10 protein-coding genes and 1 pseudogene are annotated in these 14498 nt (G+C 71.9%); 8 read left to right on the top strand and 3 right to left on the bottom strand.

The window, feature by feature from the left end; translation table 11 throughout:
• Window positions 1-203 precede the first annotated feature (203 nt).
• Window positions 204-1331, top strand: a complete 1128-nt coding sequence (locus ABZ478_RS30770) for an ATP-grasp domain-containing protein (RefSeq protein ID WP_359554312.1) — start codon at window positions 204-206, stop codon at window positions 1329-1331.
• 173 nt (window positions 1332-1504) lie between these two features.
• Window positions 1505-3190, top strand: coding sequence for a carbohydrate binding domain-containing protein (locus ABZ478_RS30765; RefSeq protein WP_359554309.1), 1686 nt, complete (start codon window positions 1505-1507; stop codon window positions 3188-3190).
• 250 nt (window positions 3191-3440) lie between these two features.
• Here the strand turns inward: ABZ478_RS30765 and ABZ478_RS30760 are convergent, their stop codons facing one another.
• Window positions 3441-4778: a 6-phospho-beta-glucosidase gene (locus ABZ478_RS30760; protein WP_359554306.1), complete on the bottom strand. Its 1338-nt coding sequence runs from the start codon at window positions 4776-4778 to the stop codon at window positions 3441-3443.
• A gap of 313 nt (window positions 4779-5091) precedes the next feature.
• On the opposite strand from ABZ478_RS30760, the gene ABZ478_RS30755 reads away from it, so the two are divergent.
• Window positions 5092-6492 (top strand): glycoside hydrolase family 16 protein, encoded by a 1401-nt coding sequence (locus ABZ478_RS30755; RefSeq protein ID WP_359554303.1) that lies wholly within the window; start codon window positions 5092-5094, stop codon window positions 6490-6492.
• Window positions 6493-6549: 57 nt separating this feature from the next.
• Here ABZ478_RS30755 and ABZ478_RS30750 read toward each other — a convergent pair whose 3' ends face one another.
• Both ABZ478_RS30750 and ABZ478_RS30745 read right to left on the bottom strand, forming a co-directional pair.
• Window positions 6550-7278, bottom strand: coding sequence for a type 1 glutamine amidotransferase (locus ABZ478_RS30750; protein ID WP_359554301.1), 729 nt, complete (start codon window positions 7276-7278; stop codon window positions 6550-6552).
• Window positions 7279-7373: 95 nt separating this feature from the next.
• Window positions 7374-8288, bottom strand: coding sequence for an AraC family transcriptional regulator (locus ABZ478_RS30745; protein ID WP_359554299.1), 915 nt, complete (start codon window positions 8286-8288; stop codon window positions 7374-7376).
• Window positions 8289-8434: 146 nt separating this feature from the next.
• On the opposite strand from ABZ478_RS30745, the gene tkt reads away from it, so the two are divergent.
• The 5 genes and pseudogenes from tkt to ABZ478_RS30720 form a co-directional block, all read left to right on the top strand.
• Window positions 8435-10510 carry a transketolase gene (gene tkt, locus ABZ478_RS30740; RefSeq protein WP_359554296.1) on the top strand — a complete coding sequence of 692 codons (2076 nt, stop codon included), beginning with the start codon at window positions 8435-8437 and terminating at the stop codon, window positions 10508-10510.
• Window positions 10511-10538: 28 nt separating this feature from the next.
• Window positions 10539-11672 carry a transaldolase gene (gene tal / locus ABZ478_RS30735; protein ID WP_359554294.1) on the top strand — a complete coding sequence of 378 codons (1134 nt, stop codon included), beginning with the start codon at window positions 10539-10541 and terminating at the stop codon, window positions 11670-11672.
• A complete protein-coding gene (zwf, locus tag ABZ478_RS30730) occupies window positions 11672-13267 on the top strand; it encodes a glucose-6-phosphate dehydrogenase (RefSeq protein WP_359554292.1) in 1596 nt (531 codons plus the stop codon). The genes tal and zwf overlap by 1 nt, the downstream gene beginning before the upstream one ends.
• Window positions 13264-14190, top strand: coding sequence for a glucose-6-phosphate dehydrogenase assembly protein OpcA (opcA, locus tag ABZ478_RS30725; protein WP_359554289.1), 927 nt, complete (start codon window positions 13264-13266; stop codon window positions 14188-14190). The genes zwf and opcA overlap by 4 nt, the downstream gene beginning before the upstream one ends.
• Before the next feature lies 1 nt (window position 14191).
• A pseudogene (locus ABZ478_RS30720) lies at window positions 14192-14498 on the top strand (glucose-6-phosphate isomerase); the annotation flags it as partial.

Below are 14498 nucleotides of genomic sequence, written 5' to 3'. Positions count from 1 at the left end.
GATCTTCGGCCAGTGCCCGCCCGGCCGGACCGGGGGAATCCGTAACCTGCGCGTTGCACGCGCGAGCGTTTGAAAGCCGTATGATCGCCCCGACATCGGCGCCCCTAACTCCCCCTTCGGCAGGGCCGTTTGGTGTCCCTTCCTCCCTCCTGCCCGGGCACGGGCCGCCGCGCCCTGCCCGGAAACCCCGAAAGGCGGCCTGCATGGCCTCTCGCGTACGCGTCTGGCTCAACCGCACGTACGCGGAGAACGTCTTCTTCATGGATCAGCTGCGGAGGAATCCCAGCGACCGGGCGGTCGAGATCCACGCCACGCACGGCGACGCCGACTCCCCCGTGCTGGCCGCCGCCGACACCGCCGAGCTGGAGCCGGAGGGCCTGTCGCCGGCCGCGTACGTGGAGTACGCCCTCGACCAGTGCGTCCGGCGCGGGATCGACGTGTTCGTGCCCCGGCTGCACCAGGCGGAGATCGTGGCGCACCGCGCGGAGTTCCGGGCGGCCGGGACCGCGCTGCTGGCGCCGACGCCCGAGGCGGTGGCCGTGTTCGAGGACAAGGCGACCGCGTACGAGGCGGCGAGCGCGGTCGGCGTGCCGGTGCCGCCCTGGTGGCGGGTGCGCACGGCGGACGAACTCGTCGCCGCGGTGGAGGAGCTGGAGGCGGCCGGGGAGCGGGCGTGCTTCAAACCGGCGTCCGGGGCGGGCGGGGCCGGCTTCCGGATGATCACCCGTGCGCCCTTCTCGCTCACGCATCTGAGCGGGTTCCCCGGGCCGTACGTCCAGCTCGACCTGGTGGTCGAGGCGCTGCGGCGGGCCGAGGAGCCGGTGGACTGGCTGGTGATGCCGCGGCTGGAGCAGCCGGAGGTGTCGGTGGACTGCCTGACCGGGCCGGACAACCGGGTCCGGCTGGCGGTGGGCCGGACCAAGAACGGCCGCCGCCGGGGCTTCACGCTGCGCGAGCGGTGGCTGGCGCCGGCCCGGCTGCTCGCGGAGGGCTTCGGGCTGCACTACCTGTCCAACATCCAGTTCCGGATGCACGGTGACCGCCCAGTACTGCTGGACGTCAACACCAGGCCGGCCGGAGGGCTGCACCAGCTCTCGCTCTGCGGGGTCAACGCCCCCTGGGCTGCTGTGCGGTTGGCGCTGGGCGAGGACCCGGGCGTGATCGAGCCCCCGTTCCTGGGCCAGGACTACACGGTGGTGTCGGCGCCGCGCACGCTGCGGCCGGTGTCCGTGCCCCAGCAGCGGACCGCGCAGACTCCGCTCCCCGCGGTCCCCGCGCCCGCCGACGGAGCCGCCAGGGAGGCCGGCGCTCCCGCCACCGCCCCGGCGTGAGGCCCTCACTCCCCCCACACCGGCCGCCGACGCGACGCCCTCATCGTCACACCGGCCCGGACCAATCCGAACTCGCCCTATTGACACTCCGATTGGTCCATACCAACTTGGTGGGCGCACCTTCCGCATTCCCCTTGCACTCCCGGACACCCCCATCCCCACAGGGAGATCGCGTGCGCCACATACTCGGGCGTCCCAGACGCCGGCTCCTCGCCCTGCTCGGCTCCGCCGCCCTGGCCCTCGGCGGGGCCGTCGCCCTTCCGGGCACCGCACAGGCGGCCAACGTCCTCACCAACCCCGGCTTCGAGTCGGGCGGCCTCTCCCCCTGGACCTGCACCGGCAACCTCGGCTCGGTCGTCTCCTCCCCCGTGCACGGCGGCTCCAAGGCCCTGCAGGGAGCGGTGAGTTCGAGCGACAACGCACAGTGCGGCCAGACGGTCGCGGTCAAGCCGAACACCGCGTACACCCTCAGCGGCTGGGTCCGCGGTTCGTACGTGTACCTCGGCGTCAACGGCGGCGCCTCCACCTGGACCACGTCCCCGTCGGCGTACAGCCAGCTCAGTGTCTCCTTCACCACCGGCGCCTCGCAGACCAGCGCCACCATCTATGTACACGGCTGGTACGCGCAGGGCTCCTACTACGCCGACGACATCCAGCTCGACGGCCCGGGCGGCGGAGGCGGCGGGGACACCCAGGCTCCGACCGCGCCCGGCGGGCTCGCCTCGACCGGCAAGTCCTCCTCCAGCGTGTCACTGAAGTGGAACGCCGCCTCGGACAACGTGGGCGTGACGGCGTACGACGTCTACGCCGGAGCGAGCCAGGTGCTCAGCGTCTCCGGCACCTCCGCCACGGCCAGCGGGCTGTCGCCGAGCACGTCGTACACCTTCACCGTGAAGGCGCGGGACGCGGCGGGGAACGTGTCGCCGGCCTCCAACTCGGTGTCCGTCACGACGGACGCCGGGACCGGCGGCGGCACCGGGTTCAAGCAGGCGGCCCCCTATCTGTACGAGGGCTGGGGCGATCCGCCGAACCCGGCCACGGTGATGAGCGCGACCGGCGTCAAGTGGTTCACCATGGCGTTCGTGCTGGACTCGGGCGGCTGCAACCCGGCCTGGGACGGCAGCCGGGCGCTGACCGGCGGCGCCGACCAGACCGCCATCAACCAGATCCGCTCGGCGGGCGGTGACGTCGTCCCGTCGTTCGGCGGCTGGCAGGGCAGCAAGCTCGGCGCCAACTGCTCCTCGGCGAGCGCGCTCGCGGGGGCGCTGCAGAAGGTGATCGACGCCTACTCGCTGAAGGCGATCGACATGGACATCGAGAACACCGACGAGTTCGAGAACGAGGCCGTGCAGGCACGGATCCTCACCGCGTTGAAGACGGTCAAGGCCAACAACCCCGGCCTGAAGACCATCGTCACCTTCGGCACCTCCACCACCGGCCCGACCTACTACGGCAACCGGCTCATCGAGCAGGCGCAGTCGCTCGGCGCCAACATCGACGTCTTCACGATCATGCCGTTCGACTTCGGCGGCGGCTCCGACATGTACGGCAACACCGTGAACGCGGCCGACGGGCTGAAGAACAAGCTGAAGTCGACGTTCGGCTGGGACGACGCGACCGCCTACTCGCACATCGGCATCTCCGGCATGAACGGCCTGTCCGACCAGCAGGAGAACACCACCCCGGCGATCTGGACCCAGATCCGTGACTGGGCCAACTCCCACCACATCGCGCGGCTCGCCTACTGGGCGGTCAACCGCGACCGGCCCTGCCCGGGCGGCGGCGTGGTGAGCAACTGCTCCGGCATCAGCCAAAGCACGTGGCAGTTCACCTCCATCACGGCCGGCTTCACCGGCTGAGCACGGCGGCGCACGGCCACGTCCCCCCGGCTCCTGGGCCGGGGGGATTTTTTTTCCGCCCGGGGTGTATCAGGGGGCGGTCCCGCGACTCTCAATAGCAGGAACACGGGGGATACGGGGGAAGCACGGGGGATGCCCCAACGGGGGGACGGGGGATCGGACCGGCCGGCCGCGGTCACGGGGAGCGGCCGGCCGGCCCGACGGACGAACCCGGCCGGGTCGGGCAGGGGGAGCGGGTCCGGTGCCGGGGCTACGTCAGGTACCCGAGCCCGGGATGGACGGCCGTGTACCCCTCGACCAGGCGCCGGGCCACGTGGACCGAGTCGACCAGCGGATGCAGCGCGAACGCCTTCACGGCCGTGGCGCGCGACCCCGACCCGGCGGCGGCCAGCACCTCGCGCTCGACGGCCTTGACCGCGCACACCAGCCCGGTGGCGTGGCCGGGCAGGGGGGCGGCCGCGACCGGGTGGGCGCCGTTGGCGTCGACCAGGCAGGGCACCTCGACCACGGCGTCGTCGTCCAGGACGGACAGGGTGCCCCGGTTACGGACGTTGAGGATCAGCGTGGTCCGCTCGTCCCGGGCGATGGCCCGCATCAGGGCGAGGGCCACCTTCTCGTAGCCGCCCGAGAGGTCCTCGGCCTCGCGCTCGCCGGCGCCCGCCGTCTCGCGGTTCTCCGCCATGTAGGTCGCCTCGCGCTCGGCACGGGTCCGCTCCCAGGCACCGAGGGCGGAGACGTCCGTACGGCGGGCCTCGTCGTAGAAGCGCGCCTGCTGCTCGCGCAGGAAGGCGCCGCGGGTCTTCTCCGCCTCCCGGTAGGCGCGCACCGTCTCGCGGTTGAAGTAGTAGTAGTGCAGGTACTCGTTGGGGATCGCGCCCAGCGACTGCAGCCAGTCGGCCCCGAAGAGCCTGCCCTCCTCGAAGGAGCCGAGCAGCCCCGGGTCGGCGAGCAGGCGCGGCAGTTCGTCGCGGCCGTCGACGCGCAGACCGCGCAGCCAGCCGAGGTGGTTGAGGCCGACGTAGTCGATCCAGGCATCCTCGGGCCCGACCCCGAGCACCCGGGCCACCCGGCGGCCGAGGCCGACCGGCGAGTCGCAGATGCCGATCACGCGGTCGCCGAGGTGGCGGGACATGGCCTCGGTGACCAGCCCGGCCGGGTTGGTGAAGTTGATGACCCAGGCCTCCGGGGCCAGGCGGGCCACCCGCCGCGCGATGTCGACGGCGACCGGGACCGTCCGCAGACCGTAGGCGATGCCGCCGGCACCGACCGTCTCCTGGCCGAGCACCCCCTCGGCCAAGGCCACCCGCTCGTCGTCCGCCCGGCCCTGGAGGCCGCCCACGCGGATCGCGGAGAAGACGAAGTCGGCGCCGCGCAGGGCCTCGTCGAGGTCGGTGGTGGTGGTCACGCGAGGGGCGTCGGCAGCGGCCGACGCCTGCTCGGCCAGCACCCGGGCGACCGCGTGCAGCCGGCCGTCGTCCGGATCGTGCAGCACCACCTCCGTGACCCGGCCCGCACCGCGGTCGGTCAGCAGCGCCCCGTACACGAGCGGAACCCGGAAGCCGCCGCCGCCCAGAATCGTCAGTCTCACGCCTGCACCCTCGCACATCGAGGCGTGCCACGGGGAAGTCCCCCCGCCGTGGACCGGGGCAGGGCGAACCAGCGGGGCCGGCGCTGCCGCACCCTCGAACGGGGCCCGGCTCGGCGGCACGGTCTGCTCCGGTACGGGCGGCTTCATGGGGTGAACTCCACTGACTTCAAAAGAGTTTCTCTGCTTCAACTCTTGACGACCGGAGACGCGGGGAGCACATTGGCGACACCCTTGAGAGCGCTCTCAACACACCATGGGAGCGCTTCCAAGGGTCTCCCCGCACACCACTTCCGTACCCGAGAGGCTCTCCCCCATGAGCGATTCCTCCGGCAGGTCCAGACCCCGGCTGTTCCGCCGCACTCTGGTCGCGGTCGCCGCGACCCTCGGTCTGGCCACGGCGGTCGCGACGGCCGCCACCGCCCCGGCGAGCGCGTCCGCCCCCACCCCGCCGTCCGGCTGGACCCAGGTCTTCCTCGACGACTTCAACGGCTCGGCCGGTTCCGGCGTCGACACCTCCAACTGGCAGTACGGCACCGGCACTTCGTACCCGGGCGGCGCGGCCAACTGGGGTACGGGCGAGGTCGAGACGATGACCTCCAGCACCAGCAACGTCGCGCTGGACGGCAACGGCAACCTGCTCATCACCCCGCGCCGCGACGCCTCCGGCCGCTGGACCTCGGGCCGCATCGAGACGACGCGGACCGACTTCCAGCCCCCGTCGGGCGGCAAGCTGCGGGTGCAGGCCCGCATCCAGATGCCCAACGTCACCGGCGCCGCCGCCAAGGGCTACTGGCCGGCGTTCTGGATGCTCGGTTCACCGTTCCGCGGCAACTACCAGAACTGGCCGGGCGTCGGCGAGCTGGACATCATGGAGAACGTCCAGGGCCTCAACACCGACTGGTCGACCATGCACTGCGGCACCAACCCCGGCGGCCCCTGCAACGAGACCTCCGGCATCGGCAACTCCACGTCCTGCACCGGCAGCACCTGTCAGACCGGCTTCCACACCTACTCGATGGAGTGGGACCGCTCGACCAGCCCCGAGGAGATCCGCTTCTACCTCGACGGCGTCAACTTCCACACCGTGAAGGCCAACCAGGTCGACGCGGCCACCTGGGCCAGCGCCACCAACCACGGCTACTTCGTCATCCTCAACGTGGCGATGGGCGGCGGCTTCCCGGGTGCCTTCGGCGGCGGACCCGACGGCGGCACCGAGCCCAACCACCCGATGACCGTGGACTACGTGCAGGTCCTGGAGTCCTCCGGCGGTGGCGGCGGAACCACTCCCCCGCCGTCCGGCAACCGGGACGCCTACAGCGCCATCCAGGCCGAGTCCTACGACAGCCAGTCCGGTGTGGTCCCCGAGTCCACCACCGACTCCGGCGGCGGGCAGAACCTCGGTTCCCTCGCGAACGGCGACTGGGCGCTGTACAAGGGCGTCAACTTCGGCTCCACCGCGGCCAAGCAGTTCTACGCCCGGGTGGCGAGCGGGGCCGCGTCCGGCGTCAGCGGACTGGTGGAGGTACGGCTGGACAGCCGGAGCAACGCCCCGGTCGGCAGCTTCGCGCTGGGCAGCACCGGAGGCTGGCAGTCGTGGCGCACCGTCCCGGCGAACATCACCGGGGTGACCGGCACGCACGACGTCTATCTGACCTTCACCAGCGGCCAGCCGGCCGACTTCGTGAACGTCAACTGGTTCGACTTCGGTCACTGACGAGGCGATCGCGCGCCCGGGCCCGTGACCGCTCGCCGGTGACGGGCCCGGGCACCGTCATCCGGCCGCGGGCGCGGGGCGCTCACGCACCAGCCGCGCGAAGCGCAGCGCCACCTCGCGCCACACCGGGGCCGCGGCGGGATCGGCCCGCCGGGCCGCCCTGAGCAGTTCGTCCCGGTCGACGCCGTGCCGGGACAGGCGCTCCGCCGGCCAGTGCGCGATCTGCTCGGGGTCGGCCTCGGGGTGGAACTGCACGCCCCACGCCGACCGGCCGAGCCGGAAGGCCTGGTGGGGACAGCGCTCGCTGCGCGCCAGCGGGCGCGCCCCGGCCGGCAGCCGCACGATCGCGTCCACGTGGTTCTCGACCGCCGTCGGACGCTCGGGCAGCCCGCCGAACAGCGGGTCCTCGGCCGCCGGCGCGAGCAGGGTCAGCACCGTGCTGCCGAACTCGGGTTCGCCGTGCTCCCCCTTCACCTCACCGCCCGCCACCTGCGCCAGCATCTGTCCGCCGAGGCAGATCCCGAAGACCGGCACGTCGCGTTCCAGCGCCTGGCCCATCAGGGTCCGGGTACGCGGCAGCCACGGCGCCCGGGTGTCGTCGTCGGGCAGGTAACCGCCGCCGAGCACGATCAGTGCCTCGTGCTCCAGCCGGTCCGGTAGTTCCTGCCCGGTGTCCGCGCGGACCACGTCCAGGTCGACGCCGCCCTCGGCCAGCCAGCCGGCCCACCGGCCGGGCCCGCCGTTCGGACCGTTCTGCACCACCAGTGCCGTGGCCCGGCTCCTCATGCCCTCACCCTGCCCTTCCGCGAGACTCCCGCGCATCCTAGGCAGGCGCACCGCCGCACGGTGGCGGTGCGCCCGGGGCGGGCGGGGTCCGGGAGTCAGTGCAGTTCGGCCCGGAACACCACCGGTGTGACGCCGGTGTGGAGCTGGAAGAACTTGGAGAAGTTGGCCGCGTCGGGGAAGCCCACGGCCGCCCCGACGCGGCCGATCGGCATGTCGGTGTGGGCGAGCAGGCGCTTGGCCTCCAGCACCACCCGCTTGTCGATGAATCCCTTCGGTGTCTCGCCGGTGGCCGCGCGGACCGCGCGGACGAGCGTGCGGCGGGAGTAACCGAGCGCGTCCGCGTAGGCGCTGACGCTGTGCTGGGTGGCGAAGCCCTTCTCGACCGCGTCGCGGAAGAGCGTGAAGGTGCTGTCCGCCGGCCGCCGGGCGGCCTCGGCCGAGCTGGCCGCGAGGTGGGCGAGGCGCAGCAGGAACGCCGTCAGGGTGTGCCGCAGGACGGCCGTGTGCAGGCTGAGCGGCAGCGTCACGGTGTCCTCGTACTCGCGGCGCAGCTGCTCGAGCGCCGCCTCGAGCGCGGAGAGCTGTCGCGGTCCGGGGCGCAGCAGCGGCGGCAGGTCGTAGCGGTACAGGCCGGTGGCCTCGACGGTGGCGCGGGGCAGGAAGCCGGGCTGCATGGTCAGGACGGTTCCGCGGTACTCGCTGCTCCGGGCGAAGCGGTGGACCTGCCCGGGGCGGATCCACAGCAGATCCCCGGCGTCGGCCTCGTACTCGGCGAAGTCGACCATGTGCCGTACGGGGCCGTCGGAGAACAGCATGACCACGTGGAAGTCGATGCGGTGGACGCGGTGCAGCGGGGCATCGGCGTGCCAGGTGCGGTCGCCTTCCATGGGGCCGATCTGCATGCCGACGCCCCCGACGGCCAGGCCGGCCGGGAAGGGGAAGGTTCTGATCGCGTCGCCGTCCATGCCCTCGTCGCCCTCGCCATCGGCTTGGGGTGTTTCGTCCGCCATGTGCTCCGTGTGCCGTTCCGCTAGCGCGATCACTGTCCCAGATTCACCACAGGCTGACACACCGCGACCTTTCCTCGAAAAAGTCAGACTTTTAGATTTGAACGCGTCCGGCCAGCCATCCCGCACTGAACGAGGACTTCTTGAAGATGAGCACGCAGACACCCGAAGGCTTCGAGTGGACCGACCTCGACCGGCGCGCCGTGGACACTGCCCGGCTTCTCGCCGCGGACGCGGTGCAGAAGGTCGGCAACGGTCACCCCGGCACCGCGATGAGCTTGGCGCCTGTCGCGTACACGATCTTTCAAAAGGTGATGCGTCATGACCCGGCTGACCCCGAGTGGACCGGCCGTGACCGCTTCGTGCTCTCCCCCGGCCACACCTCGCTGACCCTGTACACCCAGCTCTTCCTCGCCGGGTACGAGCTGGAGCTGGACGATCTCAAGGCGTTCCGCACGCACGGCTCGAAGACGCCCGGCCACCCGGAGTACGGCCACACCGCCGGTGTCGAGACCACGACCGGTCCGCTCGGCCAGGGGGTCGCCAACGCCGTCGGCATGGCGATGGCCGCCCGCTACGAGCGCGGCCTGTTCGACCCGGACGCCCCTGAGGGCGAGTCCCCCTTCGACCACACCGTCTGGGCGATCGTCTCCGACGGCGACCTGGAGGAGGGCGTCTCCGCCGAGGCCTCCTCGCTCGCGGGCCACCAGAAGCTCGGCAACCTGGTCTTCGTCTACGACGACAACCACATCTCCATCGAGGGCGACACCGCCACCGCCTTCTCCGAGGACGTGCTGAAGCGGTACGAGGCCTACGGCTGGCACACCCAGCGCGTCACGCCCACCGCCGACGGCGACGTCGACGTCCCCGCGCTGCACGCGGCGCTGGAGGCGGCGCGGGCCGAGACCGGACGGCCCTCCATCATCGCCCTGCGCACCGTCATCGCCTGGCCGGCCCCGAACGCGCGGAACACCGAGGCCTCCCACGGCTCGGCGCTCGGCGAGGACGAGATCGCCGCCACCAAGCGCCTCCTCGGCTTCGACCCGGAGCGCGCCTTCGAGGTCGCGGACGAGGTGCTGGACCACTCCCGGCGGGCCCTGGACCGGGGCGCCGAGGCGCACGCGGCCTGGGACAAGCGGATCGCCGAGTGGCGGGCCGCGAACCCCGAGCGGGCGCTGCTCTTCGACCGGATCAGCAAGGGCGAGCTGCCCGAGGGCTGGCAGGACGCGCTGCCCGTGTTCGAGGAGGGCAAGTCCGTCGCCACCCGCGCCGCCTCCGGCAGGGTGCTGCAGGCCCTCGGCCCGGTGCTCCCCGAGCTGTGGGGCGGCTCCGCCGACCTCGCCGGTTCGAACAACACCACCATCGACAAGAGCAGCTCCTTCCTGCCGGCCGGCAACCCGCTGCCCGAGGCCGACCCGTACGGCCGTACCGTCCACTTCGGAATCCGCGAGTTCTCGATGGCCGCGGAGATGAACGGCATCGCCCTGCACGGCAACACCCGCGTCTACGGCGGCACCTTCCTGGTGTTCTCCGACTACATGCGCAACGCCGTGCGGATGTCGGCCCTGATGCAGCTCCCGGTGACGTACATCTGGACGCACGACTCCATCGGCCTCGGCGAGGACGGCCCGACCCACCAGCCGGTCGAGCACCTGGCCTCGCTGCGCGCGATCCCGGGCCTGAACGTCGTCCGCCCGGCGGACGCCAACGAGACCGCGATCGCCTGGGCCGAGATCCTGAAGAGGCACGCCGCCGCCCCTGCCCCGCACGGACTCGCGCTCACCCGCCAGGGCGTGCCCGCCTACGCGCCGAACGAGAACGCGGCCAAGGGCGGATACGTACTGCGCGAGTCGTCGACCGAGACCCCGGAGGTGATCATCATCGCGACCGGTTCCGAGGTGCAGCTCGCCGTCGCCGCGCGGGAGCGGCTGGAGGCCGAGGGGATCGGCACCCGGGTGGTGTCCATGCCGTCCGTGGAGTGGTTCGAGGAGCAGCCGCGCTCCTACCGGGAGCGGGTGCTGCCGCCGGCCGTGAAGGCCCGGGTCGCCGTGGAGGCCGGCATCGGCCTGACCTGGCACCGCTTCGTGGGCGACGCGGGCCGGATCGTCTCCCTGGAGCACTTCGGTGCCTCCGCCGACGCGGCCACGCTGTTCGCCGAGTTCGGCTTCACCCCCGAGAACGTCGCCGCCGCTGCCCGCGAGTCGCTGGCCGCCACGCACGCCTGATACCGACGCGATAGGAAAGAAGATCACTGTGACCGAAGCAATCGCCACCCCGGGAGCCCTCAAGCGCCTCGCCGACGAGGGGGTGTCGGTCTGGCTGGACGACCTTTCGCGCAGCCGCATCACCTCGGGCGGTCTGGCCTCTCTCGTGGACGGCGGCGGTGTCGTCGGCGTCACCACCAACCCCTCGATCTTCCAGGCGGCCATAGGCTCCGGCGAGGGTTACGAGGAGCAGCTCACGGAGCTCGCGGTCCGGGGTGTGACGGTCGAGGAGGCCGTGCGCATGATGACGACCGCCGACGTGCGGGCGGCCGCGGACGTCCTGCGGGACGTGTACACCGTCTCGGACGGCCGCGACGGCCGGGTCTCCATCGAGGTCGACCCGCGGCTCGCCCACCGCACCGAGGCCACGGTCGCCGAGGCCAAGCAGCTCGCCTGGCTGGTCGACCGCCCCAACGTGATGATCAAGATCCCGGCGACCCGGGCGGGCCTGCCGGCGATCACGGAGGTCATCGGCCTCGGGATCAGCGTCAACGTGACGCTGATCTTCTCCCTGGAGCGCTACCGCGAGGTCATGGACGCCTACCTGGCCGGTCTGGAGAAGGCCCGCGAGCGGGGCCTGGACCTGTCGGAGATCCACTCGGTGGCGTCCTTCTTCGTCTCCCGGGTGGACAGCGAGATCGACAAGCGGCTGACCGCGCTGGGCACCGACGAGGCCCTCGCGCTCAAGGGCCGCGCGGCCCTCGCCAACGCACGGCTCGCCTACGAGGCGTACGAGGAGGTGTTCGGCTCCGCGCGCTGGCAGGCGCTCGCCGGTGACCGGGCCAACGAGCAGCGTCCGCTGTGGGCCTCCACCGGTGTGAAGGACCCCGCCTACAAGGACACGCTGTACGTCGACGAGCTGGTCGCCCCCGGCACCGTCAACACCATGCCGGAGGCCACCCTGAAGGCCACCGCCGACCACGGCGAGATCACCGGCGACACGGTGACCGGCGGCTACGACCGGGCCCGCGCGGACCTCGCGGCCGTCGAGCGGCTCGGCGTCTCCTACGACGAGGTCGTCCGGCAGCTCGAGGACGAGGGCGTCGCCAAGTTCGAGACGGCCTGGCAGGAGCTGCTGGACGCCGTCACCGAGTCGCTGAAGAGCAAGGGAGTTGAGGCGTGATGACGACCGACGCCCAGCAGCCGGAGAAGCCGGCCGCGACCGAGGACGTGCGTGTCCCGGTCGGCCCGGCCGCCGACTGGGTGAACCCACTGCGGGACCCCAGCGACCGCCGGCTGCCCCGCATCGCGGGCCCCTCCGGTCTGGTCATCTTCGGCGTGACCGGTGACCTGTCCCGCAAGAAGCTGATGCCGGCCGTCTACGACCTGGCCAACCGCGGTCTGCTGCCGCCCGGCTTCTCCCTCGTCGGCTTCGCCCGCCGGGACTGGGAGGACCAGGACTTCGCGCAGGTCGTGCACGACGCGGTGCGCGAGCACTCGCGCACCCCGTTCCGGGAGGAGGTCTGGCAGCAGCTCGCCGAGGGCATGCGGTTCATCCCCGGTGACTTCGACGACGACACCGCGTTCAAGCAGCTCAAGGACGCCGTCGAGGAGCTGGACGCCTCCCGGGGCACCGGCGGCAACTTCGCGTTCTACCTCTCGGTGCCGCCGAAGTTCTTCCCCAAGGTCGTGCGGCAGCTCAAGAAGCACGGCCTGGCCTCCCCGCCGCAGGGCGCCTGGCGGCGCGCGGTCATCGAGAAGCCGTTCGGCCACGATCTGGCCAGCGCCCGCAACCTGAACGCGATCCTGCACGACGTGTTCGACCCCGACCAGGTGTTCCGGATCGACCACTACCTCGGCAAGGAGACGGTCCAGAACATCCTGGCGCTGCGCTTCGCCAACCAGATGTACGAGCCGATCTGGAACCGCAGTTACGTCGACCACGTGCAGATCACGATGGCCGAGGACATCGGCATCGGCGGCCGCGCCGGCTACTACGACGGCATCGGCGCCGCCCGTGACGTCATCCAGAACCACCTGCTGCAGCTCATGGCCCTCACGGCCATGGAGGAGCCCATCGCGTTCGACGCGGAGGCGCTGCTCACCGAGAAGCTGAAGGTGCTGAAGTCGGTGCGGCTGCCGGAGGACCTCGGCCGGCACACGGTGCGCGGCCAGTACACGGCCGGCTGGCAGGGCGGCGAGAAGGTCGTCGGCTACCTCCAGGAGGAGGGCATCGACCCCAAGTCGAAGACCGACACCTTCGCCGCGATCAAGCTCGGCGTCGACAACCGCCGCTGGGCGGGTGTCCCCTTCTACCTGCGCACCGGCAAGCGCCTCGGCCGCCGGGTCACCGAGATCGCGGTGGTCTTCCAGCGGGCCCCGCACTCCCCCTTCGACTCCACCGCCACCGAGGAGCTGGGCCAGAACGCCATCGTGATCCGCGTCCAGCCGGACGAGGGCATGACCGTGCGGTTCGGCTCCAAGGTGCCGGGCACCTCGATGGAGATCCGGGACGTGTCCATGGACTTCGCCTACGGCGAGTCGTTCACGGAGTCCAGCCCGGAGGCGTACGAGCGGCTCATCCTGGACGTGCTGCTCGGCGACGCCAACCTGTTCCCCCGTCACCAGGAAGTGGAAGAGTCCTGGAAGATCCTCGACCCGATCGAGGAGTACTGGTCCCGGCACGGCAGGCCGGCCCAGTACCCGGCGGGTACCTGGGGGCCGGAAGAGGCAAACGAGATGCTCGCACGAGACGGACGGAGCTGGCGCAGGCCATGAAGATCGACCTGACCGACACCACGGCAAGCAAGATCAACAAGGCGCTGGTACGGGGCCGCCGGGCCATCGGCACCCCGGCCGTGGGCATGGTCCTGACGATGGTCATCGTCACGGACGAGGAGAACGCCTACGACTCGCTCCGGGCCGCCGAGGAGGCCTCGCACGAGCATCCCTCACGGACCCTGGTCGTCATCAAGCGCCACGCCCGTACCCTGCGCGACCGCACCACCTCCCGGCTGGACGCCGAGGTCCGGGTCGGCTCCGAGGCCGGCACCGGCGAGACGGTGGTGCTGCGCACCTACGGCGACGTGTCCGACCACGCCGACTCGGTGGTCCTGCCGCTGCTGCTGCCCGACGCCCCGGTCGTCGTGTGGTGGCCGGTGGACGCGCCCGACACCCCCTCCAAGGACCCGCTCGGCGCGCTGGCCCAGCGCCGTATCACCGACCTGTACGCCGTCGAGCGTCCGCTGGAGGTCCTGGAGACCCGGGTCCGGCACTACGCGCCCGGCGACACCGACCTCGCCTGGACCCGGCTCACGCCGTGGCGCTCCATGCTGGCGGCCGCGCTCGACCAGGCCCGGGTGAAGGTGACCTCGGCGGCCGTCGAGGCCGAGCAGGAGAACCCCAGCGCCGAACTCCTCTCGCGCTGGCTGGAGGCCCGGCTGAACGTGCCGGTGGACCGCGTGGTCACGGCGGGGCCGGTGGTCACCGCCGTCCGGCTCGGCACCGAGAACGGCGAGATCGTCATCGACCGCCCCGAGGGGCCCCTGGCGACGCTGACCCTGCCGGGGCAGCCGCCGCGCACCCTCGCCCTGAAGGTCCGCCCCACCTCCGAACTCATCGCCGAGGAGCTGCGCCGCCTCGACGCCGACGAGATGTACGCCGTCGCCCTCAGTGGCGAGGGCATCAAGGAGCACGCCTGACATGTCCGACGCACCGTCAGACCTCCCCGAGCTCACCCGTCGCCCCGAGTGGACGGCCCTCGAGGACCACCGGGCCGCGGGCCGGCCCTCCCTGCGCGAGCTGTTCGCCACGGACCCCGGCCGCGCCGAGCGCTACGTCGTCCGGGTCGGGGACCTGCACATCGACTACAGCAAGCACCTGGTCACCGACGACACGCTGCGGCTCCTGCGCGGGCTCGCCGCCGCGACGGACGTCTTCGGTCTGCGGGACGCCATGTTCCGCGGCGAGAAGATCAACATCACCGAGGACCGGGCGGTGCTGCACACCG

Source organism: Streptomyces sp. NPDC005706 (assembly GCF_040631045.1).
GTDB lineage: Bacteria > Actinomycetota > Actinomycetes > Streptomycetales > Streptomycetaceae > Streptomyces.
The sequence above is the reverse complement of the archived record's forward strand: the minus strand, read 5'-3'. Positions and strand labels throughout refer to the sequence as shown.